The following is a 23,551-nucleotide window of genomic DNA, read 5'->3' as shown; positions in this document are numbered from 1 at the left end:
GGTCCTGAGGTCCTGAGGTCCTGAGGTCCTGAGGTCCTGAGGTCCTGAGGTCCTGAGGTCCTGAGGTCCTGAGGTCCTGAGGTCCTGAGGATATACTGCGCGTGTGCGCGTTTTTTCTACTACCTAAAACATCAGCAAAGCCGTTGACCCCTTGCTTTGTTTCCAGCACGAAGCAATTTCTTTTGTAGAGGTCAATGCGACCCGTGCTTTTTCTGCCCCCATCGTCAAACTGAACCGCTCGTTCCAGCACATACGCATCTTGGGCCGGATGATCGGTTGTGGGATCTGGGCGTGGCACCTGAAGCAGGTCGCAGAGATCTTGCAGAAACAGGCCGTAGTTGGCTCGCTCCGCGCCGCCAGAGACTCTCCAGCGGGCTTCAAATTCAGGATAGGTCACAGCAGAGTAGTGGTAGAAAGTAGCACTAAGTAGAAGCGGTTGCAAGTAAAGAATAAAAGCACCGCTTCCTATACGTGCTGAGCACTACTGCCAAAACGGATCTTGTTGCCAGTTGGCCGGAAAGTCCATCACGCTTTCTGGAACGGTTGGATAGGCGTGTACCAAGGCTTTCAACTCTTGCTTGAACGTGTTCGCTGCTCTTGGGTCAATGGTATCCAACAGATAGGCGGCAATCACCAAGACGATATAGAGCCGATCATCCTGTGGAGGTGGTCCTGCCACCAGCCACTGATTGCGTGGCCGCCGGGGCAGTATGGGTTTAATCGTGAGCGTACGGTTCCACAAGCGGGAGTGGTGGGCACAAACGTTGCGGACATAGCTCAGCATTTGGGCCCAGCTTTTCAAGACTATTTCATCTACACCAAAATAGCCACCAATTGCTTTGCTAGCCGGAGAGGAACGTAGGTTATGTAGCAGCTTGGACAATAGGCCGAAAGAGGCGACCTCAAAGGCCATCCAGCAGGGAGGACGTTGCGGAAACGTATAGGTAGTGCGGTAGTGGTCGAGAAACAGCTCATGCGCACGCGCTAGATCCTTATCCAATGCGTCTAGGTTACCTTGAAAACGACGTGGATTAATGGCGGTGCGAACGTCCTCGTACCAATGCGGACCCCATACGACCGCATTCTGATAGGCTAGTTGTGCTCGCAAGGCCACTTCTATAGTTCCGGTCGCGCGAAAGACGAGCGCGCGTAATGCTTCGTCGAATTCGTAGAGGCGAACAACTGTCTCAAAGGTGGTCCCTGGGCGAAAAGAATGGGTAGAATCGCCGGGCGTCTGAAAGGACAGAAAGTAGGCTGCCAGCCGATAGTAACTCAATCGTGCCAAGGCACGTTCGGCTTCGGTAACATCGGCAATTACGAGCCCACGGCGTTGCAGCAAAGCTACTTGTTGCGCGAAGGAGAGAGCGGGCTTCGAATAGATCACGGGGGATAGGCAACAAAAAACCCGCCCTGGTGCGCTGATCTAACGAGAAGCGTGGCGGGTGTTGTTGCTGCAAACATAACGCAATTTTTATCAAAAACGTTTGCGTCACGATAAGATTACATTCCCAGCCAGACTGCACACCAATGCCCCCGGCTGGGAGTAAAAGGAGCAGGGCTGGTTAACGAGCAACTATTGAGGGCACGCGTCGACTACCCAATGAACTTTCCACTGACATCGGACTACTCTAGGTATAGTATAGGGTTACTTTTGCTCCATGAAACTTCGGGACCGCTACCAGCAGCTGCAGGATCCCGTCGTGGTGAAAGCCATGGTGGTACGTTCTGTCTATACCTCAATAGCTCTGAAGAATCAAATTGTCTCCGTAGCCCGCTTGGAAGCGCTTTATGAGCAGACCCAAATAGCTACGCCAGGGGCCACAACTGCGTGCTGATTAAGACCTGCGGCGGCTGCAGATCACACATCGGCTTGGCGAATGGCGTATAGATACTGTGTCGGTGCCCCTCGTTGCTCCTGCTGGTCGAGGATGACCTGCTGGTAGTTGTAGTAATTGTCTTCCGGCGCATCCGTATCGTGTCTTATCACTATACAGGTACAGCTACTGTTTTGGTGGCACGCTTGAGTAGGCGCTGCACGGACATGGGAAAGAAGGCCTTCCCTCGCCGGGTCCGGTAGCCGGCCTCGTTGAGCTCATCGGCCATCTGTTGTAGGGTGTGGCCCTGCGCATGCAGCAAGCTTACCAACCGGGCGGCCTGGCGGTTCTGCTGATTGTCGCGGGCGTTGGCCTGGCGCACCTGCCGGCTCTTCTCAATAGCTGCCGGTGTCAGGTTGGCCGGTGTCCCGAGCTGCGCGCCCCGAGCCTTCTTGGCAGCTAGTGCATCCTTGGTCCGCTTGGCAATCGTCTCGCGTTCATGCTGAGCGATGACGGCAAAGAGCCCGACGGTAAGGGTATTCGCATCGGGCATATCGCAGCAGACAAACTCGACCCCCGAATCCCGCAGCGCAAAGATAAACCCCGCATTACGCGAGAGTCGGTCGAGCTTGGCGATGAGCAGTACAGCCCCGTGCTGCCGGGCCGCGGCGATGGCGGCTGCCAGCTGCGGTCGTTGATTTTTCTTGCCGCTCTCGACTTCGACAAATTCGCCCACCACTTGGCCGGCCTCGGTGATGAAAGTTCGGACCGCGGCTTGCTGGGCTTCCAGGCCCAGACCGGAGGCGCCTTGCTTCTGGGTGGAGACGCGGTAGTAGGGAATGTACTTCTTAGCGGTAGGCGACGACAGCATCGAGGGGCGGTTGAGAAAGGAAGTTGCCGCAAGATAGCCGATATAACGTTTCTTAAACGTCCGTTTGTTAAATGTTATATGGGCTATCTTGCGGCAACTTTCACCAATGCACACTATATAATAAGGAGTCGTGAGGAAGCATGTTGGGTATTTGCAACTGACTCCGGCACGGTAGAAACATAGGGGTCACCGGTTGACGTCCAGCAAGCAATCGTGCGCAACCTCGTCGGGATGGAGTTCAGTATCGTGGCTGGGCCCCTAAAAATTCAGAGCGAAGGCAAGGGCAGATCGGCCTAGCTGTAGGAGACCATTCCGACGGCTTCAAATCTAACCGGCTGGATGTGGTCATGGATCACGTCGCTATGGTTAGCCGTCAACACTCATTTCTTCATCCTGCGTTTGTGTAATGATACAAGATTGGTCACTGTCTTCACAGGCCTGCTTAGTAGGTTGGGGTACTATATCATAAGCCGGCATTTATGTAATGATACATCAGGCAAACTATGTTTGGTTGCGCATCTCTCCTTGTGCAGTGTGCCGACCGGCACGTCGACGCCTACGCCTACGCTGATTTAGCAGAAAACCCTTGTTGTGGCTTGCATATTCGTGTTAACGGCTCTAAAGCTAAGACCCGGTAGCTGTGCACATACACCATCCCTTTCTCGGCAGCCTTCTGCCGCATCTTGGCCAAGTCCTGCTCTCTACTCCAGCGACGCGCACCGTTAGCTCCTCGGTGTGTTGCCAGTATGGCTCCCGGATCGTGGCCATGTTTGTGCTGCTACCCACTTTGCGCACACACCGCCCGGCTCCACCCACTAATGCCTGGCCTGGCGTTCAATTGAACGGTCCGAAAAGCGAAACGAGCGTTATTACAGCACCTGGTTTTAGGCGCTACGTTTAGGCATCCACCCAATACTGCGGCACACGGTCCTGCCACCACCGATAAATCCACGGGCGCGGGGTCGGGCCACGGGACAGTGAAGGCGACAAAGGCTGCGTCGAGCCCAGCGACGGTTTGCACAAAGTGCGCGTGTTCGGGAAACGCCGCCAACTCGTCGGCCAGGACCAGCGTGCTGAGCGGTTAGTGGGCCGATTCAAGTTTGCCCTTCAGCTCCACGGGGTGTGCGTAGGCGCCGTTACGCAAGTCGTCGACCAGCCCGCATTGGCACTGGCCCACTAACTTTCCAGCATGAAAACCTTATACCTGCTAGGGGAAGCCCCGGCGCTGCTCGCCTCGGGCCGATCCGCTCAGTCGCTGCCCGCGGCGCTTCCCTTACCCTGGCCGACTACCGGGCGCTGGCCCAGCGACCCAACCTGCGCCAGCTAGCACTGAATACCCGCACGGACTCGGTGCAGATTGCCCTGGCGCGCAGCGCCTGACGGCCCCAGGTGAATGCCAGCGCCAGTGCCTTGCTGCTCGATCTATCACCAAGGACGATGTAGCGGACCTCCAAGCCATACGACAGCATAGGAATCTAATTGCTCATAACCCGGTCCGACTATTAGTTGACGATGCCATTGATGTAAACAATGTGTTGCTTAGGAAAGCCCATCATCTGTTGAATAAAATAGATAAATGTTGGATTCTAGAAATTGAAATATCTATCAGCGGTGAGTACGATGCAGACCATGGCATTGATGAAACGCAGGTAGATTCTGGAATGACTTTATTGCTTAAGTACTTCATGGAAGTAGCAGCTGAGGAAGTTGCGCCAAATACCAACCCCGAAGAAGCCTAACTACTTGTGGGTCTAGTGCAGGAAGTAACGGTACCCTGTTAAGTTAAAGTAATCGGGCTCATGTATCATCAAGGTAGAGATAGTTGGTTGATACTCCCATCGGTTAAATAAGTGTATCAACGCCCGTTCGGCCCTAGCTAGTTTGCCGTGCTGGTCTTCATAGCAAGCCAAAATGATTTGGTCAGGGTAGATTTCTTTGGCGACCTCAACCAAGCCGCGTAAGGACTTGTTGTTATCGGCGGAGAAGGCCGCGCTGTTGTGCTTCGCCTCACCAATGATAAACTGCCCATCTACCATCGCAGCAATATCCAGCTCCGCGCAAGGCCTGTTTGAGTGATGGTTGTCGTATAAGTTTACTTGCGGGCTAAAGCCGAATGACTTGCGGGCATGTCTGTACAGATAGGCCAACGTGCGCATGACGGTCAGGTTGCCATCGCGCATAGTACGTGACTGGAACATGTTGTTTTTGACCACGTTGTTGAGCTTGTAGGCAAATGGCTGCTCCACCGGAAAGGCAAAATCGCGCAGGCAGCCGTTACACTGAACTGCTTCCGCTGCACCTTTAAGCGGATACCAGAAAATGGAGGAACAGTGGGAGCATTTTAATTTGAATCCGGGTAACAGTGCCCCGTAACCGCACAATTCCTGCACCGTTCGCTTAAGACCCAACCTCAGATTTTCCTCATTCTGAAATGTAGCGCCACGGTCTCCCAATACAATCCCCCGCTGCGGTAGCACGGTTCGGCATGCAGCAACGAGTTCATCAAAAAGAATAGCATCGCCGGCCAGCGCCTCGCTGGAACAAAGCTTTTCGAATGTATCGACCCAGAATTTATCATCAAAGAAGTCTTCTATCAGCGTGAAATCCTGGTTAAAAATGCTGATGAAAGCAGCGAGTCGGTTACTACTGTCGTGTGGCCCTTGGTCCAGGAATCTAGAATGCGTCAGCTGACCGTGCCGTACCGGTAGTGCAACAAGTTGACGTAGCTGCTGCGGGAACGTGGGTAGCTCAATGGTGGCATCGGCCGGCCCATTGCCTTGGCTTGGCACTACAATGGATAATTCACGACCCAGGTTTACCCGCCCGGTGAAGGCCTTGACGACAAAGCCGGTTCCGGTAGTGAGGGGAAACATTAGCCTGTTCCGGTGGTCGGCTGTACGCTGGGTTATTTCCAAGTCCACGGCCCAATACTGCGGATAAAAGCTGAGCCGATTCGAAAAGCTGGGTGTGGGGAGCCGCAGTAAGCCCCCTTCTGTAATTAGCGTCTGTGTAAGGGGCTACTCCCTGCTCTTGTGCGTCCGGTGGCCCGCAGCATCTTGGATGGCAAACGGAAATTCGGAGATGGCGCGGTAACGAAATTGACGGTGAAAAGCAATGGGGCGCAGTATCCTCACCAACAGGTCATTTACCTCCTCTTCACTAAGAGAAAAGGACACTACCTGAATGGGAAGGTCCCAACTACTTAGGTCGTGGAGTACACCGCCGAAGAATTGGTCTTGGCCTAAGCTGGTCAATTCATCAACCGTGCAGTACAGCACGTTCCGGCATTCAAAAAGCTGCCGGTTCCAAAAGTAAAGCAGGTCTGTGAGGGATTCCTTATTCCTAGCCACGACCAATTCCGTCAGGTTGCTCGCCTGATAAGTGTGGGGTCGCAGAATAACAGTTTGCAGGTTTCGGCAGGCTAGCTGAGACCGCAGCACGGGTTTTTGCTGATGAATAAGTTGGTTAAGAGTAGCGAAGTTTTCGGTTGTTACTTCTAGGGTAGGCCGCTGCCTAGCTATCTCGTCATCACCGACATAGTTCGACGTCACCAGCCCAAAATTGAGTTTATAAAAATCCAGCAGTGGGCTTTGCAGGTTGCTGATTCCAGCAGCAACCAGTACAGGAATTGCGGGATCGACCTCTGAGAGTAGGTGATAGGCATACACACCGTGCCATTCTCGACTACTGCCTTTTTCGTCGAGTTCAAAGTAGCCCACCGGGTTGAAGCAGCGCAGTTGTTTGATGACCTCAACGTCTATGCCAGCCGAATACAGGACATAGTCGGGGTCATAGTGAGAAATCAGCGACACGTAGCCGGCCGGAATGATATTATCGTGAACCGGGATGATGGGTGTATACCGTCCACCCCAGTTTCGCTGGCAGTTGAGAAGTAGTGAGAAGAGTCCTTCGTAAGAGTAGTTGCTGCTGATAAAGCAGACGTAGCGCAAGTGACGCACCTGGGCAGTCAACTGGTATTGATTCATGGTAGTTGATTATAGCGGGCAACATACAAGTTTCCTAGCACCTTGTTAGGGGCACAGGATGTATGATTTTTGGAATAAGTGCTTCTCTTCCCCGGCTAGTAAACTCTACTTGGCAATTAGTAATGTCTTTGAAACCTGCGTGCGTTATTTCAAATGCATAAGGTATGATAAGTAAACCTTATCATACCTTAAAAGCGTGTCTGCAGAAAAAAGGAATCTGGACGATAATTAAGACTTATCGCTACTAGCAGCAGGCTGCGTGCTAGGTGAAAGAAGATGACTTCGCCAGTGGCTCGAAGGCTTGCCCGAGAAGATGCAGCTGGTCATGGAAGGCGCTAGATTCAAAGCGAGCAAGAATAGCCTGCCGCTCCGGCAGCACGCCCTCGAGCACCTCAACCTTGGGTATGACGCGTCCCTGCAGGCAATCTTGTTGCCCGAAGATTGGGCCTACCAGCAGCAACTTGCTCAGCCGCTTGCGTCAGCGAGCAAAGGCCAGTAGCGCAATCTATTCCGAAGGTATACTACGGGAGGATGGCTGATTGGCTTTTGCCAAAAATAGATGGACAGCCTCGACTTCATTACCCTAAAAATGCCTCCCATCAGCTGTTGTTACGTTTTTTAGACGGTGGATTGAAGGATGTAACACGTGAATTGCCTACACGAGCAGTAGAGGAGTGTAAACACTTCTCACTTAGTGTACTGTCCGTTGTTATCGTTGAGACTTTCCGCGTCTATACTTGAGGTATTGTAGTACCAACCCACCAACGGCACAAAAACTTTTTACCAAACCCGTTACCTGCTCAGGTGAAAGATTTAAAAGAAGTTGCTGGGCGTGACCAGCGAATTGGGTAAGATCTTGCATTCGTGCAACAAGCCAGGGATGTATGCCGGCTGTGTTGCCACAAAGAGCGGGTGCAAACTATGCGGAACCTTGCGGCCGCATAAATCCGCATTACTCCGCACTAATCTGCAGCGGGCAGCAGATCCAGCGTTCGGTCGCGAAACTGCTCAGCCTCACTCCCACGCTTACCAACACCAGCTTGTACCGCCCGCTCTCCTACTACGGCACCAAAGTGCTCACGGAAGGCGCGTTGGATAGCAGCCTTGTTGTTCCGCAGCCGTGGCGGCTTAGCATCAAGCAGACCGTGAATAACGCCTACCCACGCACCAGGAGTAGCTGCTGGCATGGCACGGCCATCTATAGCCACCAACCCCAATTTTTGCAATAATCCGCGGAGTTGGTCTACTGTGTAGTTTAGCAACAGCGGTTCAAAAAGGTGATATGATACCAAGGGCGGCGCTAAGTCGACGCATGAAGACTTAGCCCCAGATGAGTTTAGCAATTGCAGAACTTGCAAGCTGTCACGGTAACTTGCAATCTTATCCATCCAATACTCCGCTTCTCTTCCATTCTGATATTCACTAGGATATGCGTGGCTTGGATTCCCTTCCATCAAATCGACAGCTAACCTGACGCCATTCATCTTTTCTTGCTCAGCATAGACTCGTAACTCCGACTTTTGATAAGGAGAAAGCTCCTCTACCAAGGCGGGGTGCTGCAATGCTTTTAGGTAAAGGCTATGCAAAGCGGCTGGGGTCAACAAAGGACTATCTACAGAGGATTCCTGCTGTTCTGTTCGTGATGATGACGATAGGGAGTTGAGTTCACTAGCATTTACTACGATGTTGCCGGCAGCACCAGCAGCATCAAGTGCGGCCAGAATGCGATCAATGCAGGCTAAAGTATCCGTATGTTCTGTGATATTGATCACCCGTCCTTCCTGTTGTGCCAACTCGAGCCGCTCCTTCACGTCTTGCTGACGTCGCAGTATCCTTGGGCGCTCGTCCAGTCCCCAGAAAGGCCAGTTTTCGGGTTGGAGTTCGGCTATCCTCAGCTTGGCTCGAAATGAAGATAGTAAACCACCAGGGCGTTCCAGCATCTTTTGTACATCAGCGCTGAGGTGTTGACTGATATACGTGGGAAGCCGCTCCACAAAGGAAGCCCAGGCATAAAATCCTCTTGAGCGATATTGCTCAAAAGCATTGCGAAGTGTATAGGCTACGTCATGGGGTGGCAGCTTCGCGCAAACACTCAGTAATTCTGTGAAATAAGCGTGGCTGTGCGCTACATCGTCAGGCAAGAGTTCAATAGTTATAGGCGGGGCACCTAAAGCAGCAGGATATAACTTCTCCATTTCAGACTTGTATAGTTCGCAAAGCGCTAAGTTCCAAAATTTTATTTCTAGACATTGTCCGACGTTTAGGCTCTGCATCTTGAAAGGATTCGCTAAATCATTAGCATACTGAGCAGCCTTTTTGATGTGGTTATCAAGTGCTTCCTTGCAGTATTTCCTAAACCCATCTCTTGTATTCCCTTGGCGCTGTATTGCAATCTCTGCCCATATCCTTGGCAGTCCGCTTTGTATACGCGTAGGTATCGGGCAATGCTTGCACAGTTCAGATAGGGAGGAAATATTCTCCTTAGAAGTACAATATCGATATAAATCAGCGTCTTCCGTGTCGGGCTTTACTGGTGTCATAGTATGCCAATTTTTAGATTGCTCCTCTTTATACGGGATGAACCTTACGGCTCAAAGCCTCAGCCGTGCTATTAACATAGCATTTGAAACTGTTCCAACTCCAGTGCCCACTGATCTTCATTACAAACTCCCGCCGCAGCCCGCGCGAGGGCCAATGTGGCGAAGACGATAACTGCTAGTTGGCCATTGGCTCGCTTTTAATCAACCTAGGTAAATGCTGCCAGAACGTTTGAGCCGTTGCTGATGCAAGCTTTGGCTCGACTAGCACCACCGCCGCAGAAAATGCTACAACATTCCTATAGGTAAGTAGATGACTCCTGCTTAGATTGTGGTTCGTTCTACATTACGCTGTAGCTATCATGGATTCCAGTAGCTGGATTGGTCTACTATTCTTTTCAGGTATTATCCTTCTCTGTGCCGTTCGCGCCAAACAACGAAACCGCTCTGTCCTGGGCTGGGCCTTATTCGCTTTCTTCCTCTGGCCCGTTGCCTTAATAGCTACCTGGTTTGTAGGCTCTAAAAAGCGTAAAATTGCTCTTGCGCCACCTTTGGCCCCGAATACGCCGGGTTTTACATTAGCCCAATCGTCACCAACAACGCCAGCACCCACGGTGGCATTGCAAGCTGCCCCTGCTGCCAATCATTCAGCTCGACCCAGCAGCTCAGTACCACCACAGCCCCAACCGGTGGCCATCCCAATCAAATCTGTGGACCCGTCTCGCACAACCGATGAATCCATTGTTGATGTTACGGGTCTTCAAGTAGGCCTACGCATTGAGCGTTCCACACCAACAACGCCGGCTCCGCAGCATCCTGGTGAGACGTCGTCGTATACGTTGCCCGACTACGGATACGAATTGCCACGGCTGGGCAAGCAGTATCGCAAGAAGCTCCAGCTCAGCAAGCAAGAGGAAGATTGGCTCAACAAGTTCTGGAACCCAAGCAATGTCTTTTTAGCTATCGAAGGCTGCTGCATAGCCACCGCCCGACTGTATGTGCGGGTTCTTGCCCAGTTGGAGCAGGAGTTGCGCGCTCAGCAATCCTCCTTAGAACAGGTAGTCACTTGGTGCCAGGGCGAAAGCATTCGGCTCCGCAAAGCTGCGGTGCGGACTGCTGGCTATACGTGGAGCAAATACGACGAACAGTACCAACGTGAGCAAACCGAGGCCATCGTGTATTCCACCCTGTTTCGTCGGTGCGAAAACGCCGTACGCGAAGTATACGCCAACAAACGGAAGTTAGCCGCCGAGTTCTCGGGCCTAGACGGGGCGCTTGGCCAACAGATAGAAGAGCAATTGGGGCAGCCTATGGCACGCATCCTCCCGACATTGGTCAGCTCGATTGAGGCAACGGATGAGGCAATGGACATCGCTCTAAACCTGCAAAACACCACGCGCTGGAAAGGGCAGTTCGAGCTACTTGCCGCCGGCCTGTCGCCTATGTCCGCCTCCGCCTTTGTCCACGGCGTGTACGAGCTCGGTCGGCGCAACGCGCGCAACCCAGCCGTCGAAAATATCTATTACGAAGCATCCAAACACATCGCGAAATACGACCGGGAAGAGGCTTTGCGACTCTACGTACACTATGTTTACCACGACCTGCACTCGGCCACGGTAAACAACAAGCAACTGACCAAGACTATCCAAAATAGCTTGTTTTCCCAACCGGAACACTTGCAGCGCTTTGAGGCGATAATTCAGCAACTGGTTGCGACCAATAACCTGGAAGAAGCACTGGCACAGGTACCAGGCGTCTACGCGAAGCAGCGTAAGCGCATTGAGTTGGACCTGGGAGCTATTCAGCACGTGCAACACCAACACGCTGGCACCGTCGAACTGCTCAACGAATACCTGCAGGACGAACCGGAGCCCATACTCGGCGACGGACCAGTTGCTGCGCAGACACCTTCGTCTCCCACTCCCGAATTGGAGGAAGTGCAGCTGGTAGTCAGCGCACCGTCGACTGCAGCAGTTGCGGGTGATTTTCCGGCTGAGTTGGGCTTGTCGGCTTCCCAGCAATTGCTGCTCACCTTGTTTGCCCAGCAGAATCTGACGGTGCCCCAGGCCGAGGTCGAAGCCTTCGCGCGCCAACACGGTGCCCTACGCAACCAACTCATCGACAGCATCAACGAACTGTGCTACGAGCGCTTAGACGACGTGCTGATCGAAGAGGACGGCGATGCCTACACCATTTACGATTCCTACTACCAGCAACTGACTGCCCCATGCTAGAGAACCTCAAGCCCAAAGAAGCCACGGCCATTGTCAACTCGCTGCTCGGCGGCGTGGTGCCCAAGCTGGGCGTGCAACACATCACCGTGGGCCGCTCCCCCGAGGTCGAGGCCTTCGTGCACGCGCTGGATGACGTAAAAAATGGACACAGCCTAGTCAAGTTCTGGATCGGCGATTTTGGGGCAGGCAAGTCTTTCATGCTGCACCTGCTCAACACAGTGGCGCTCAAGCAGAAGTTTGTGGTGGCCAACGCCGACTTTACGCCCGACAACCGACTCTACGCCAACGACGGCAAAGCTGTGGCGCTCTACGCGGCCATCATGGACAACATCGCCATCCAAACCAAACCGGAAGGCGGGGCGCTAGCCACGCTGCTGGAGAAGTGGATCGAGCAGGTCATCGCCAAAACCGCGCAAACCCACGGCATTTCACTGACCGATATCCGGCAGCCTACGCACCTGCCGCTCATCCAGACGGCCATCATGCAAACTATCCAGGAGTTGACGGACGTGGGCGGCTTTGACTTTGGGATGGTCGTCCTCAAGTACTACGAGGGCTACGTGACCGGTGACGAACAGCTGCGCCGCAACGCGCTCAAGTGGCTCAAGGGCGAGTACCGCACCAAGACGGAGGCCCGGCAGGATCTGGGGGTGCGCGAAATCATCCACGACCTGAACTACTACGACATGCTGAAGAACTTTTGCCGGTTGTTCGTGAGCATGGGTTACAGCGGGTTCATGATCAACCTCGACGAGGCCATCAATCTCTACAAAATCTCCACCGCCGCCATGCGGGAGAAAAACTACGAGAAGATTCTGACCATCTACAATGACTGCTTCCAGGGCAAAATCAACCACCTCTTCCTCAACTTCGCCGGTACCCGTGACGTGCTGGAAAATGAACGTCGCGGCCTATTCAGCTACCAGGCCCTGAAGTCGCGCCTGGAAACAAATAAGTTTGAAACCGCCGGCGTGCGCGACTTTGCCCAGCCCGTCATTCGGCTGCGGCCACTCACACACAACGAAGTGTTCGTGTTGCTGCAGAAGCTAAGGGCCATCTTCGACTTCAACTACAAAACGCAGGTACCAGTCTCCGACACTGACATCCAAGCCTTCATGGAGGAGATGTTCAATAAGCCCGGCGCCAGCGAGTTTCTGACCCCGCGCGAAGTCATCCGCGACTTCCTTAACATCCTGAGCCTGCTGCGCCAGAACCCCGGCCTGGACAAGCAGCAGCTTTTCGGCGACATCCAGATCCGCGACGAGCGCCCGAACGAGTCGGCCGTTGATGCGTTGGTGGATAGCATCGAAATCCTCTGATTCCGATGAGCTTTGAATTGCTGGCGGAGCCCGTCCGCCGCTTTGTTCGCGACCAGCGCTGGGAGTCGCTGCGCCCCATCCAGGCGGCAGCCATCCAGCACATTATGGCTACGGACGATCATTACATCCTAGCTTCGCGCACGGCCTCCGGTAAAACGGAGGCTGCCTTTTTGCCCATCCTCTCGAAGGTGAACTTCCGGCAGCCTGGTGTGCAGGTGCTCTACATCTCCCCGCTCATCGCCCTGATCAACGACCAGTTCCAGCGCGTCGAACAGCTGTGTCGGTACCTGGACGTCAAGGTCACCAAGTGGCATGGCGAAGCCAGCCGCACTGCCAAGAAGCATCTGGTGCAGCAGCCCGAAGGCATCGTGCTCATTACGCCGGAGTCACTGGAAGCCATGTTCGTCAACGCGCCCTACCACGTCAAGGCGCTGTTTGCGGGTTTACACTACGTGGTCATTGACGAGATTCACTCATTTCTGGGCACAGACCGGGGCCTGCACCTGCAATCGTTGTTGGCCCGCCTGCGTGGGGTGAATACCCATTCATTTTCCGTGGTGGGCTTATCGGCCACCATCGGCGACTATGCCGAAGCCAAGCGCTTTACCGGGGAGCCGAGTCGCACAAAAGTGCTGCTGGACCGCGCCGGCAAGGAAATAGCGGCCCACTTCCGGTACTTCTCCGACGAGGAAACCGGGGGGGAGCTGCCGCTTGCTTTGCTCAAAGACCTCTACAAGCAAACCGCAGCCAGCAAAGTCCTGATCTTTCCCAACAGCCGCGGCCTGGCGGAAGTCATTGCCGTGAAGCTGCGCCAGATTGCTGAGCGAGTCGGCGGGCATACCCACTATTTCTCGCACCATTCCTCCGTAGATAAGGAAGTGCGCGAGTACGTGGAGCACTTTGCCAAACACAACCAACGGCAGCCATTTTGCATCGCCTGCACCTCTACACTGGAACTAGGCATTGACATCGGCTCAGTGGAGCAAGTCGTGCAGATCAACGCGGCCCATTCCATCGCTTCGTTAATCCAGCGCGTGGGCCGTAGCGGCCGCCGCAACGACGAGCAGAGCCAACTCGTGCTGTACGCCACGAACCCCTGGAGCCTGCTGCATTCGCTGGCCTGCTGGCAGCTCTACCGGGAAGGGTTCGTGGAACCCTTGCGCATGGCCCGGCTGCCGTACGACTTGCTGCTACACCAAGCCCTGTCCATCACCAAAGAACGCTCGGGCTGTTCCCGCACAGTATTGGTGCAGTTGCTGCAGGCCAACATGGCCTTCGCTGATATCCCAGTTGAACACACGGAGGCAGTACTCGACGAACTGCTGCGCCGCGACTGGCTGGAAGCCCTGCCGGGGGAGCTGATCATCGGCGTAGAGGGCGAGTTCGTGGTGAACTCCCGCGACTTCTACAGCGTGTTCCGCACCGAGCCAGCGTTCAAGGTGGTGCACGCAGGAAAAACTGTGGGCGAGATTCCATTTTCGCCGCAGGTACAGGAAGGCGAAAACATGCTGCTGGCGGCCCGCATTTGGAAGATCCTGTACGTGGACATGTCAGCGAAACGTATCGAGGTGGCCCCGGCTAACGACGGCAAACGGCCCAAATTCTTCGGTGGCGGCGGGGTAGTGCATGCCTGCATTCGCGAACGCATGTTGCAACTGTTGGTCAGCAGTAGCCAGCACGCAGAAATGGACCCCACCAGCCAGGAAGCGTTACGCACCTTGCGGCAGGAGTTCGCCTGCTTTACCTTGCCTCCCGAACCCATACATGCCCGGCCGGTGCGCGTCAAAGACGCGACTGTCACGTTCTACACCTTCGCTGGCACCAAGGTCAACCGCACCCTGGAATTCCTCCTGCAACGGTTGCAGGTGGGCTACACGGCCGACGAGGAAACCAGTAGCTTTGTGTTTACGCTCACGCCGGCGCTGCTGCGTGACTTGATAGAGCAGCTGCGCTTGTTTGCCGAGGACATCGACTTTCATCTAGAGGATGAATTAACTACCAACCCGGCCTTGCTAGATTTTGCAAAGTGGGGCGCAGCCCTACCGCTCACTTTGCAAGCTGCTGTTGTGAAAGAGAGGTACTTCGATGTGGAAGGCACCCTTGCTTTTCTTAACAAAACAGTCTTAGTGATGGCGCAAGAGGCATTTCAGCTTAGTCCATCAGCATAGGCACCTTGCGCATGGCAATCTTGGGTTCTTTGATCGTTTTCATCTCTTCGATGGGCTCACTCTTCTTCACCGAATACGTCTCGTCCTTATATATCTTGGTAACCACACAGGCTACGATGTTCACGTCCACGTTGATGGCGTCAATGGTGTTGTCGTTTTCGAGCTTCAGCGTTAGGGTACCTTGCTTTAAGGATGTCACTTGGCCAGACGCGGCAACGCTATTCCCCGCCACGGTGGTGAGTGCGTAGTTCTGCCCGTTGCGGCTAAATAAGACCGAGAACAGGCAGTTGTCCCCACTTGGCGGATTGCTAAACAGCGATACTCCCTCAATAGCTAACATGGCTAGCGCGCCGGTTCCACCCGTCGCCAGCCCTGCGGCTACGCCTGCCTTTACGGCGCCCTTGACGGTAGCCTTCTTGTTAGCGTCTTTATACCAGGCTTTTCCGGAGTCCCCTACCCCGAGGCTGTAGGCCCAGGACACTACTTCTGTCGTGCGATACGGCAACAACTGGTTGGGCTCCGCCACGTTCACTGGCAAGCTAAAGTTAATCAACGAGTAGTTTGGGTGGTCGAGGTTCATCTGGGAGTGCACCCACTCAACCCGGTTTAAGACGGGCATTATCGTAGTATCTACCCGGGCTAATACCCGCCGGGTTTTCGGCACCTCGTACTCCCGGTAGCCGGTAATGACTTTCTTAGTGTACACGTTGTAGGTCGTATCGGCCTGCTCCACCCACCGCACGGAGGTATTGAAGTCAGGCCGGCTGCCAGGTGCCAGCTGTCGCTGGATACGGATTTTGCACACCTTGCCCTTCAGCAGTGAGGCATTGACGAAATGGAATTTGTAGACACCTCGTTTGTAAACGGGGATGGTTTTGGCATGTACCTGGGTCACCTCGTAGTCCTCGTACTTCACGCTTCCCGAAGCCTCTTCCACAATAGAAATGGTTTTCAGTGGCTTACGATCAATTTCTTGAAAGCTATAGACAACTTGGTCACTGGCGTCAAACGAATAGTACAAGTCTTTCTCTTCGCCAGCTCTCAATCTGAGCGTCAGATCCGCGACGTCAAGCAATTGCTGCCCAAAACTCACTTGCATTGTGAAGCCGCATAAGAACGTAAGTAGAATTTTTTTCATATAGAAGAGTGGGGTAACTCAAGGGTTAGGCGTTCTATGCCGGTGGGTGCTCAACTACAGCATTGCTATTTGACAAACTGGCGCCAGTGCTCTTCGGAGAGAATACGAATGCCAGTGCCCTTGTCACGCAACTGCACAGCCTTTTCAATTTTGCGCCCGTGGCTGGTATTGATCCAATCGCGACTGGCAAATACGCCGATAACCAGGTAATCGGTAGCGCGAGTGGGAGACGAATCGGTGGGCTGCCCGCCCAGCGCATCAATGGCTTCAAATACAGCCGTGCGTGCCCCGTAGGCAAATTTGCCGGTTACTACCACTTGCTTGTCGCTGAACACCAGCGGGTGGGGTTGCGGTACACACAGCGGCAAGGCAGTCGACAACGTCTCCGCCTGGGGAGTGGGCGCTTGCATAAAGCCGCACAGCGTTTCCATCACTTCTTGCAGCTCCGCTCGCTCCTCAGCGTCACAGACACCGTCTTCGAAGATGCGCTCTACCCGGCTCAGTACAGCGGTCAGTGGCCAGACCGGTGTGTCGGCCGCGTGCTTGCGTACCCACTCGGCAAAGAAAATGGCTTCGCGCTCACTGACCTCGCCGTCGGCCAAGATGCCCGTGCAGATGCCCACGAGTTGGTCTACGGCTTTGGCCGTGTTATTAGCGCGGTTAAAGAGTTGCAGCGGCTGGCCGTGCAGGTCCAGCGGGTTGGGGTACGTACTCATCAGACAAAAGGAAAAAAGGATAGTGCAGAAATAAGTATACAGGAAGCACCTGTGCGGAGGCAGTGGCCCACTGAGGGGTAATCAAATGCATAGCGCGCGAGCGTGCCGCTACACTAAGAGGCGGTCCAAGACTTTGCGCACCGTCAGCTTCGTGGTTTGGGCAAAGTCCTTGCCCATGATCCAGGTGATGTAGCCCGGATCTGACTGGGTTACCGGCTGGCCGAAGTGCTTGCCGAAGTTCCAGACGATGATACCCTCCGCGTTGCGGATCATCTTGGCCGCCGGATCGATGCGGATGGCGCGCGAGCGGCCGTGGTGCACCCCGTCACCGAAGTCGCTTAGGCCGCTGGGGCAGAACAGCTCATCGGCGCATACCTGGTCACTGGTTTGTAGAAAATGAGATAATGGACCATGGGCTAACGCTTCGAGTAGGTCAAATGTCGCCGCCGTATCCGCCTCGGCGGTATGGGCCTGCGTGTGTTCACGACCTAGATATTGCGTCACCGCAGCGCCAAGGGTGCGCGGGTTTAGGATACGGTAGATGTCAGAAACGTCAATGACGGACGTGTCCCAGGAAGGAAAGTCTACTCCGACCAGCGCAAATTCTTCCGCCAGCAAAGGAACATCAAACCGCTTACCATTGAAGGTGCATAAGTCGCATCCAGACAAGTAGACCAATAAGCCCTTCGCTATCTGCTTAAAGGTGGGCTCCGCGGCCACATCCGCGTCGCTGATGCCATGCACAGCCGTGGCCGCGGCCGGAATAGGACGCCCCGGGTTCAACCGTCGAGTTTTGGTTTCACGGGTACCGTCAGCAAATATCTTCAGGATGGATATTTCAACGATTCGATCATTGACGGTATCTGTTCCCGTGGTTTCTAAATCGAAGACAACCAACGGCCGTACTAAGCGGAGCATAAAGTAGGATTAACTGCTTACATCACTATGTAGGCATTCTACAATGCTATCAAATTTTGGGGTAAATCCATAGAGCTATGGTCAACCTATTTTTAGCGACTCGCATCTATCAAAACCTCATGGGCCATGCCTTTACTTTGGAGATACTAATAGGTCCTTTTCCTCATACAGCTGAGTTCAGGCTTCTTATCTTAAGAATACCCTTTCCTGTACTTTGATTGCTGAACAAGTTTTCTGAACCGTTTTCAGCTGTTTCGTGAGCTATTTTCCTCCCCACCGCCCAGTGTCTGAGTTGTACAGGAAAAGGAGCTCAATTTTGAACCGACGCGGTAACACTTTAAAGAGCGAGCAAATCTTCTACCCGGTAGATGGACTGTTGTCTTTGACCGGCAGCCGTGCGGCCTCGACGGGCGCTGATGAAGGTGCTAGCACCTAGCTCGAAGGGTTCCAGTGCTTGCTCACCACAAAAGGATAGTCCCCTTCAGGATGCTGAACGACTCCCCTCAGCGAGTCGGCCTCGACGGTCACGTGGCGGACGGTGTGCCACCACTCCTTATTGTTGAAATCTTCGTTCGTATGATCGTGGTCGTACAGATTGGCCTTCGTGGCGTGCAGGTAGCCTATGTGCTGCTCAAATAGGATGCCTTGGGACTGATAAAGCGTCACCCAGGTCGTCAGGCTACCGCTGGACGGGTCGGTGTGCTTGGTCACCTCTACGCTGACGTCCGCGTCCCAATACTCGATATCACGCTGATGGAAGATCGCCCATACGAATAGCACGGGAATGAGCAGGGAAGTGAGCAACGACTGCCAATGAGCAAGGAGCCTACCCTTTCCAAAAATCAAGGCCAGCTTCACACGGAGTCCCGCGATAAACCCACTGCCCACGATGACAAAAGAAAAAAGCGTTGGGTAGCGAATACTCAGGTCCCAACTGCTACTGCTTATCAGGACGGTCACTAATACTAATGCTCCGCTCCCCCAGTGTGTCCATTGCAAAGGCCGCCGCACAGCCTCAGGGGAAAGGTAGCGGGGCAGGAAGTGGAGAAGGAACAGGTAGAGGCCGATGACGCCTCCAAACACAAAGAGTACAATCCACATGATGTCGCTTCGCTTCCACTCTGGGACGCCCCTCAAAGGTAACACGCTGCTTCATACTTGGGAGAGCATGAAAAAGGCAGGAGTTCAAGCAAACGGTGGTCTAAGCCGCTCGATTTAATGTAAGGTAACTTTTAGGACGGCTCTATTTCCTCTTCTTTTACTACACGATATTTCTATGCTGAAATGGTTCGGTATGCTCCTCCTGCTGGTCTCTTGTACGAAGAAGCCTCCTACACATTATGCTGTTGTATTAGCGAATGCCACCGTGCGGGAACAGCTTCTGACGTATATCCAACGCAATCCTATCGATTCGACTCAACTGTATTACCTAAAAGTAACTCAGCAGGACGATAGCACGCAAGTGGAAATGTCGTCCGTTGACGATCTAGAAACCGTGATACGCATCTTAGAGCCCTGTGATCTGGTGCAGCTGGGTGCCCATCAAGTGTTAGTGGTCGCAAGTGCGTGTGCTCAGAACCAGCGCTTGGACCTGAAAGCGCTTGCCAAGCAGCATACGCTACCTCTTAGTAACGATCGGGTGACACGGCGTATCCTACCTACTGGCGATACCGTCACCTTTCATGAGTGGACTATGTACCACCCACCGGTACTTAGGATCAAGCTGCATCTCAACAAAGTGATACGAGCTGGGGTCAGGTAGCATTTGAGCGTTCACTTAAACGGTCGTGGCTGTTGCAGAAGTCTCTGGACAGTTCAAAACCGGCACTGGAAACGATAATTTATCTGTAAAAGGCTGTTGGAGAGCTTTTGCAGCGGGTACTGGTTCCTGAAACCCTCGCTTATTAGGGCCGCACCGAGTTCTGCAACAGCCACGGTCGAATTGCTGAACAATTGAGTCCGGTACATTCCAACGAAAGGCAACTGGCCCCTACCCTATCTGGATATAGGGAGCCAGTTCGCGCGCCAGTGCATCGTCGCTGCTGGCCAGATGCGTAGCAATGGCAGCGCGCTCGGCGGCTGATTTGTTCTGGCTGACTTTCTGTTGGCCCTGCAGGTGGGTTACTTCTATCTCAAAGGCCACAATACCCCGGAACATACCGGCTTTATACGCGGCGGGCAAACTGTCCCATTGTCCCTGATAGCTCGGCTCATACGTGGCAATGAGCTGCTGTAGGGCCTGAGTCGTGTCTGCTTCGCTCTCCAGCAGGCGTACCTGACCGTAGGCGTGTACGGCCAGGTAATCCCAGGTTGGTACACTTTCCCGCTTTTCATAAAGAGTGGGTGAAATGTACGCGTGCGGCTCAGCAAAGATGACCAACACCTCTTGTCCTGCCCAGGAGCGCCATTGGGGATTGGCCCGGGCCAGGTGCGCGGTAAGACGTAGCTGTGCGCCGTCGGAAAGGATGCTAAAGGGCAGGTGCGTGGCCACGGGCAGGCCTTGGTCGACACTGATCAGGGTCGCAAAGCTGTAACGTTGGAGGAAGGCAACCAGGGATGGGTGGTCAGCAAACTCGAAACCGGCTGGTATATACATGTGACAGAGCGCCCATTAGGTGATGGTTAAGGACTGCGGCAGCGTGCCTGATCGCGCATCCTTTAGCTTAAATATAGGTGTGACACTCTAGATAATGCTGTTTCTTCAGTAGAACAGCACTTTCTTGCTACATCAGTCAACACAATTTTATTTGTAGCCGGCACTTGCTTAGATGTGAACGCGCAACTAGTTTTACAACTAGGTTTGCAACTCTGCTCAGTTCAATATTGACAACATGATCTACACAGTAGGCGGTATCAAGGGGGGTAGTGGTAAAACCACTGTCGCCACGAATCTAACGGTGTACCTGCTGCGGCAAGGACGCGACGTAATTCTGATCGATGCCGACGATCAGGAGTCAGCAACGGACTTCACTTCGTTTCGCCATCAGACTCTCGATGGCGACTTAGGGTATACAGCGGTAAAGGTTACCGGCCGGGAGTTGAATGCCCAGGTGCAGCGCCTGGCTACTAAGTGTGACGACATTGTTATCGATACAGGTGGACGGGATACGGTAAGCCAACGCTCGGCCTTGACAATATCTCACGTGTACCTAGTACCCTTTGCTCCCCGGTCACTGGATATCTGGACTCTGCGCAAAGTGGAAAATCTGATTGCGGAGGTAACGCCTTTCAACCCGTCGTTGCGTTGCTTAACCTTCATCAATAAGGCAGATGCACGTGGCACCTATAAGGAGGAAGCCGCGGAACTGCTTCGCAGCTCGGAGTACTTGCAGTTTCTGGAGACGGCTATGGGTAACCGGATTTCGTTTGGCAATGCCGCTGCCGCTGGCCTGGGCGTGTTGGAACTAAAGCCTGGTGACGAGAAAGCAATAGCTGAAGTCAATGACTTGTGTAGCACTGTAGTAATGGCGGCGAAAGCAACTAATACGACAAGCAAAACCACAACTTGATTTGCAACTAGAATTGCTTGTCTAAATAGAAGCTAGTTAACAACCTGATTCATGAAAAAACCAAAGCTCGGCCTCCCTCCTACTCCCCCTGTGTCACTCGTAAATCCGGCGATGCAGGAAATGATTGACAAAGGTGGGTCTGTTCTGGAAAAGCCTGCTGCCACTCCGGCCAAACCAGAACCGGAAGAGGATAAGCTGAAGTCTTTCACCTTCAAAATCTATGAGAGTGAGCTGGCGCAGATCCGCGCTATCCAGGATAGCTTGCCCAAGCGTGATCGGATCTCTATTCACGATTTTGTCGTGTCGGCGGTGAAGGAGAAGATCGAGAAGGAAAGGAAATCTCGCAACCAAAAATAGTTGTAGTCTAGGTTGTAATTTTAGTTGTAAAATTCAACTTAAATAAGTCCTTTTTGTAGCAGCTGGGGATAAAATTACGCTAAGCTTTTACGGCCAGTTGAGTTAGTAGCTCAGCGTGGCCTGCAGGTGCTTGGCCTTAGTTAAACGTTTGGTCCAAAGGTTACATGGGTGGCCTAGGGTTATCCGTTTTCCACTCGACGTTTAACTGAACAGGGTTAATCTCTAGTCCGACTACAAGTCCATAAGCCCGAGCTGCGTCAGTACTTGGGGCCGCATCAGCTTGCTGATGGGTACCTGGTGCTGGCGCAGCCGCAGCACGTTGCCTTCCAGGAAGTCCACGTGCTGCAGGGCTACCAAGTACGACTTGTGCGTTTGCACGAAAGTGCTGACGGGTAGGCGGGCCAGCAGCGCCTTCAAGGTAGAGTGCGTGATGATTTTGCGCTCGGCTGTGTAGATGGTGACGTAGTTTTCCAGCGCCTCCACGAAGAGGATGTCGGCAAACACCACTTTCTCCAGCCGGCCGTCAGCCTTCACGAAGAAGTAGCCGGGATTGGCCTCGGGTTGAATACGCAGCCGAAAGTAATCGTAGGCCTTCCCCGCGGCACGCACAAACCGCTCGAAGGAAATCGGCTTAACCAGGTAGTCGAGCACGTCGAGCTCGTAGCCCGCCAACGCGTACTGTTCGTAGGCCGTGGTGAAAATGATTTGCGGGTGCGGGCCGGGTGCCTGGCGCAGGAACTCCAACCCGCTCAGCTGGGGCATTTCGATGTCGAGGAATACCAGGTCAATGGGTTGGCGACGCAGATGTTCACCCAGTTCCAGCGCATCGGCGCACAGGCCGCGCAGCTCCAAAAAGGCCAGCTGCTCCACGTAGCGTTGCAGGCCTTTGCGGGCGAAGGGTTCGTCGTCGGTGATCAGACAGCGCAAGGGACGGTTCATGCGGGCAACAGGGCGAGGGTGAGCGAAGCCGTAAAAGACGTAGGCTGCGGCTCGACCCGCAGCTGGTGGCGCTGTGGGTAAAGCAGCTGTAAGCGGCGGCGTAAGTTATCCAAGCCAATGCCGCTAGGGCACACGGCGCGGGGGCTGGCGGCTACGGAGTTGCACACCCGGAACTCCAGCGTGTCGGCAGTTAGCGTAGCCCGCACGTCGATTTCGTAGGCCCCGCCCACGTACTTGAACGCATTTTCCAGCAAGGGCAGCAGCAGCAGAGGGTACAGGCGCTGCTCGCACAGCTGTGGGGCCACTGCTACGTGCAGCCGCAGCTTCTCCGAGTTGCGTACCCGCTGCAGTTCCAAGTAGCTGCGCAGGTACTGCAACTCCTGCCGGATGGGCACAGGCTGCTGCTGGTCGTAGAGCTGGTAGCGGAGCAGGTCGGCCAGTTGCTCCACGCTGCGCTTAGCGGCGGCTACGTCCTCGTCCATCTGAAAGTATACCGTGTTCAACGCGTTGAACAGAAAGTGTGGGTGGTACTGCGCCCGTAAGAACTTAAGCTCGGTAAGGGCCTGCTCGCGAGCGGCACGCTCCAGCTGCAGCTGCTGGCTGAGCGCGGTGCGTAGGTAGTGGCGGCTGCGCAGCACGCCATAGTACATCAGCACGTAGAGAAGCGGCACGGTGTTGATGGCCGCAAAGTCGGCCCATGAGAGGCCATCGTCGGTCAGGGCTGCCAACGGGGTAAAAACCAGGTTGACCATCAGCTCCGTGACAGCCGCTACGGCCAGCAGCTCACGCCCCAGCACCGCGTGGTCGGCAGCTGGCCCAGCCTCTGGATGAAAGGAATGCAGCAAGCGCCGGCAGGCGGCAAGCAGCCCATACCCCAGCCCCACGCTAACAGCCATTTCCAGCAAGTTCAGCGCCCAAGACCGCTCCCAGAAGCGGAACCCTGATACCGTGTCGTTCAGCAGCCGCAAGGTACCATACCCCAGCAAGCCAAAGCCGGCCGGCAGCAGGTAGCGGCGCAGGGCAGGTAGATACTTCACGGGGCAAA

At 54.2% G+C, this 23,551-nt stretch carries 21 protein-coding genes; 7 read left to right on the top strand and 14 right to left on the bottom strand.

Translation table 11 applies throughout. From position 1 onward, the window contains the following. The 4 genes from LGH70_RS23105 to LGH70_RS23095 all read right to left on the bottom strand — a co-directional run. Window positions 1–397, bottom strand: a 397-nt coding sequence (locus LGH70_RS23105; RefSeq protein WP_348533759.1) for a type IIL restriction-modification enzyme MmeI, incomplete at its 3' end; no start/stop codon positions are given. An 84-nt stretch (window positions 398–481) separates the two neighbouring features. After that, complete coding sequence (locus tag LGH70_RS23100) at window positions 482–1,384, bottom strand: Abi family protein (RefSeq protein ID WP_226190572.1); 903 nt, start codon at window positions 1,382–1,384, stop codon at window positions 482–484. A gap of 474 nt (window positions 1,385–1,858) precedes the next feature. Further along, window positions 1,859–1,987, bottom strand: a complete 129-nt coding sequence (locus LGH70_RS23725) for a hypothetical protein (RefSeq protein ID WP_262905453.1) — start codon at window positions 1,985–1,987, stop codon at window positions 1,859–1,861. Next, complete coding sequence (locus tag LGH70_RS23095) at window positions 1,987–2,799, bottom strand: recombinase family protein (protein WP_348533758.1); 813 nt, start codon at window positions 2,797–2,799, stop codon at window positions 1,987–1,989. The genes LGH70_RS23725 and LGH70_RS23095 overlap by 1 nt, the downstream gene beginning before the upstream one ends. Window positions 2,800–3,874: 1,075 nt before the next feature. On the opposite strand from LGH70_RS23095, the gene LGH70_RS23090 reads away from it, so the two are divergent. Both LGH70_RS23090 and LGH70_RS23085 read left to right on the top strand, forming a co-directional pair. Beyond that, the gene (locus tag LGH70_RS23090) at window positions 3,875–4,012 is read left to right on the top strand and encodes a hypothetical protein (RefSeq protein ID WP_226190570.1); all 138 of its coding nucleotides are present in this window, start codon (window positions 3,875–3,877) and stop codon (window positions 4,010–4,012) included. 232 nt (window positions 4,013–4,244) lie between these two features. Then, entirely contained in the window at window positions 4,245–4,424 is a 180-nt protein-coding gene (locus LGH70_RS23085; RefSeq protein WP_226190567.1) for a hypothetical protein, read from the top strand. 12 nt (window positions 4,425–4,436) lie between these two features. On the opposite strand, the gene LGH70_RS23080 is transcribed toward LGH70_RS23085, so the two are convergent. From LGH70_RS23080 to LGH70_RS23070, 3 genes are all read right to left on the bottom strand, one after another. Continuing rightward, window positions 4,437–5,558: a hypothetical protein gene (locus LGH70_RS23080; RefSeq protein ID WP_226190565.1), complete on the bottom strand. Its 1,122-nt coding sequence runs from the start codon at window positions 5,556–5,558 to the stop codon at window positions 4,437–4,439. A 144-nt stretch (window positions 5,559–5,702) separates the two neighbouring features. Next, window positions 5,703–6,671, bottom strand: a complete 969-nt coding sequence (locus LGH70_RS23075) for a hypothetical protein (protein WP_226190563.1) — start codon at window positions 6,669–6,671, stop codon at window positions 5,703–5,705. 962 nt (window positions 6,672–7,633) lie between these two features. After that, complete coding sequence (locus LGH70_RS23070; protein WP_226190561.1) at window positions 7,634–9,211, bottom strand: hypothetical protein; 1,578 nt, start codon at window positions 9,209–9,211, stop codon at window positions 7,634–7,636. A gap of 707 nt (window positions 9,212–9,918) precedes the next feature. Here LGH70_RS23070 and LGH70_RS23905 point away from each other — a divergent pair. The 3 genes from LGH70_RS23905 to LGH70_RS23055 are packed head-to-tail and all read left to right on the top strand — an operon-like array spanning window position 9,919 to window position 14,929. Next, the gene (locus LGH70_RS23905) at window positions 9,919–11,442 is read left to right on the top strand and encodes a tellurite resistance TerB C-terminal domain-containing protein (protein ID WP_226190554.1); all 1,524 of its coding nucleotides are present in this window, start codon (window positions 9,919–9,921) and stop codon (window positions 11,440–11,442) included. Beyond that, window positions 11,436–12,761, top strand: coding sequence for an ATP-binding protein (locus LGH70_RS23060; RefSeq protein WP_226190552.1), 1,326 nt, complete (start codon window positions 11,436–11,438; stop codon window positions 12,759–12,761). Before LGH70_RS23905 ends, LGH70_RS23060 begins: the two co-directional genes overlap by 7 nt. A 5-nt stretch (window positions 12,762–12,766) precedes the next feature. Beyond that, window positions 12,767–14,929 carry a DEAD/DEAH box helicase gene (locus tag LGH70_RS23055; RefSeq protein WP_226190545.1) on the top strand — a complete coding sequence of 721 codons (2,163 nt, stop codon included), beginning with the start codon at window positions 12,767–12,769 and terminating at the stop codon, window positions 14,927–14,929. Here the strand turns inward: LGH70_RS23055 and LGH70_RS23050 are convergent. The 5 genes from LGH70_RS23050 to LGH70_RS23030 all read right to left on the bottom strand — a co-directional run bounded on the left by LGH70_RS23050 (window position 14,913) and on the right by LGH70_RS23030 (window position 20,297). Continuing rightward, complete coding sequence (locus LGH70_RS23050) at window positions 14,913–16,067, bottom strand: hypothetical protein (RefSeq protein ID WP_226190537.1); 1,155 nt, start codon at window positions 16,065–16,067, stop codon at window positions 14,913–14,915. The genes LGH70_RS23055 and LGH70_RS23050 overlap by 17 nt on opposite strands. A 65-nt stretch (window positions 16,068–16,132) precedes the next feature. Beyond that, window positions 16,133–16,783 carry a BRCT domain-containing protein gene (locus tag LGH70_RS23045; RefSeq protein ID WP_226190535.1) on the bottom strand — a complete coding sequence of 217 codons (651 nt, stop codon included), beginning with the start codon at window positions 16,781–16,783 and terminating at the stop codon, window positions 16,133–16,135. Between the two features lie 108 nt (window positions 16,784–16,891). Then, window positions 16,892–17,701: a 3'-5' exonuclease gene (locus LGH70_RS23040; RefSeq protein ID WP_226190533.1), complete on the bottom strand. Its 810-nt coding sequence runs from the start codon at window positions 17,699–17,701 to the stop codon at window positions 16,892–16,894. A 432-nt stretch (window positions 17,702–18,133) separates the two neighbouring features. Then, complete coding sequence (locus tag LGH70_RS23035; RefSeq protein WP_226190531.1) at window positions 18,134–18,802, bottom strand: hypothetical protein; 669 nt, start codon at window positions 18,800–18,802, stop codon at window positions 18,134–18,136. A gap of 889 nt (window positions 18,803–19,691) precedes the next feature. Next, window positions 19,692–20,297 (bottom strand): FMN-binding negative transcriptional regulator, encoded by a 606-nt coding sequence (locus tag LGH70_RS23030; protein ID WP_226190529.1) that lies wholly within the window; start codon window positions 20,295–20,297, stop codon window positions 19,692–19,694. A gap of 235 nt (window positions 20,298–20,532) precedes the next feature. Between LGH70_RS23030 and LGH70_RS23025 the strand changes: the two genes are divergently transcribed. Next, entirely contained in the window at window positions 20,533–21,210 is a 678-nt protein-coding gene (locus LGH70_RS23025) for an AAA family ATPase (RefSeq protein ID WP_226190527.1), read from the top strand. Between the two features lie 51 nt (window positions 21,211–21,261). Further along, a complete protein-coding gene (locus LGH70_RS23020) occupies window positions 21,262–21,567 on the top strand; it encodes a hypothetical protein (RefSeq protein WP_226190525.1) in 306 nt (101 codons plus the stop codon). 231 nt (window positions 21,568–21,798) lie between these two features. On the opposite strand, the gene LGH70_RS23015 is transcribed toward LGH70_RS23020, so the two are convergent. Together LGH70_RS23015 and LGH70_RS23900 are read right to left on the bottom strand one after the other, a co-directional pair. Next, a complete protein-coding gene (locus LGH70_RS23015) occupies window positions 21,799–22,506 on the bottom strand; it encodes a LytR/AlgR family response regulator transcription factor (protein ID WP_226190523.1) in 708 nt (235 codons plus the stop codon). After that, window positions 22,503–23,543, bottom strand: coding sequence for a sensor histidine kinase (locus LGH70_RS23900; protein WP_226190520.1), 1,041 nt, complete (start codon window positions 23,541–23,543; stop codon window positions 22,503–22,505). Before LGH70_RS23900 ends, LGH70_RS23015 begins: the two co-directional genes overlap by 4 nt. Window positions 23,544–23,551 lie beyond the last annotated feature (8 nt).

This window comes from Hymenobacter nitidus, from assembly GCF_020447315.1.
Taxonomy (GTDB): domain Bacteria; phylum Bacteroidota; class Bacteroidia; order Cytophagales; family Hymenobacteraceae; genus Hymenobacter; species Hymenobacter nitidus.
Note: the sequence above shows the minus strand (reverse complement) of the source record. Positions and strands in the feature narration are given on the sequence as shown.

What these genes read in the sequence shown, in the direction of transcription:
- LGH70_RS23020 (WP_226190525.1), top strand. Translation starts at nt 21,262, where the DNA reads ATGAAAAAACCAAAGCTCGGCCTCCCTCCTACTCCCCCTGTGTCACTC.
- LGH70_RS23060 (WP_226190552.1), top strand. Translation starts at nt 11,436, where the DNA reads ATGCTAGAGAACCTCAAGCCCAAAGAAGCCACGGCCATTGTCAACTCG.
- LGH70_RS23025 (WP_226190527.1), top strand. Translation starts at nt 20,533, where the DNA reads ATGATCTACACAGTAGGCGGTATCAAGGGGGGTAGTGGTAAAACCACT.
- LGH70_RS23055 (WP_226190545.1), top strand. Translation starts at nt 12,767, where the DNA reads ATGAGCTTTGAATTGCTGGCGGAGCCCGTCCGCCGCTTTGTTCGCGAC.
- LGH70_RS23070 (WP_226190561.1), bottom strand. Translation starts at nt 9,211, where the DNA reads ATGACACCAGTAAAGCCCGACACGGAAGACGCTGATTTATATCGATAT.
- LGH70_RS23040 (WP_226190533.1), bottom strand. Translation starts at nt 17,701, where the DNA reads ATGCTCCGCTTAGTACGGCCGTTGGTTGTCTTCGATTTAGAAACCACG.
- LGH70_RS23030 (WP_226190529.1), bottom strand. Translation starts at nt 20,297, where the DNA reads ATGTATATACCAGCCGGTTTCGAGTTTGCTGACCACCCATCCCTGGTT.
- LGH70_RS23035 (WP_226190531.1), bottom strand. Translation starts at nt 18,802, where the DNA reads ATGTGGATTGTACTCTTTGTGTTTGGAGGCGTCATCGGCCTCTACCTG.
- LGH70_RS23015 (WP_226190523.1), bottom strand. Translation starts at nt 22,506, where the DNA reads ATGAACCGTCCCTTGCGCTGTCTGATCACCGACGACGAACCCTTCGCC.
- LGH70_RS23090 (WP_226190570.1), top strand. Translation starts at nt 3,875, where the DNA reads ATGAAAACCTTATACCTGCTAGGGGAAGCCCCGGCGCTGCTCGCCTCG.
- LGH70_RS23075 (WP_226190563.1), bottom strand. Translation starts at nt 6,671, where the DNA reads ATGAATCAATACCAGTTGACTGCCCAGGTGCGTCACTTGCGCTACGTC.
- LGH70_RS23045 (WP_226190535.1), bottom strand. Translation starts at nt 16,783, where the DNA reads ATGAGTACGTACCCCAACCCGCTGGACCTGCACGGCCAGCCGCTGCAA.
- LGH70_RS23080 (WP_226190565.1), bottom strand. Translation starts at nt 5,558, where the DNA reads ATGTTTCCCCTCACTACCGGAACCGGCTTTGTCGTCAAGGCCTTCACC.
- LGH70_RS23050 (WP_226190537.1), bottom strand. Translation starts at nt 16,067, where the DNA reads ATGAAAAAAATTCTACTTACGTTCTTATGCGGCTTCACAATGCAAGTG.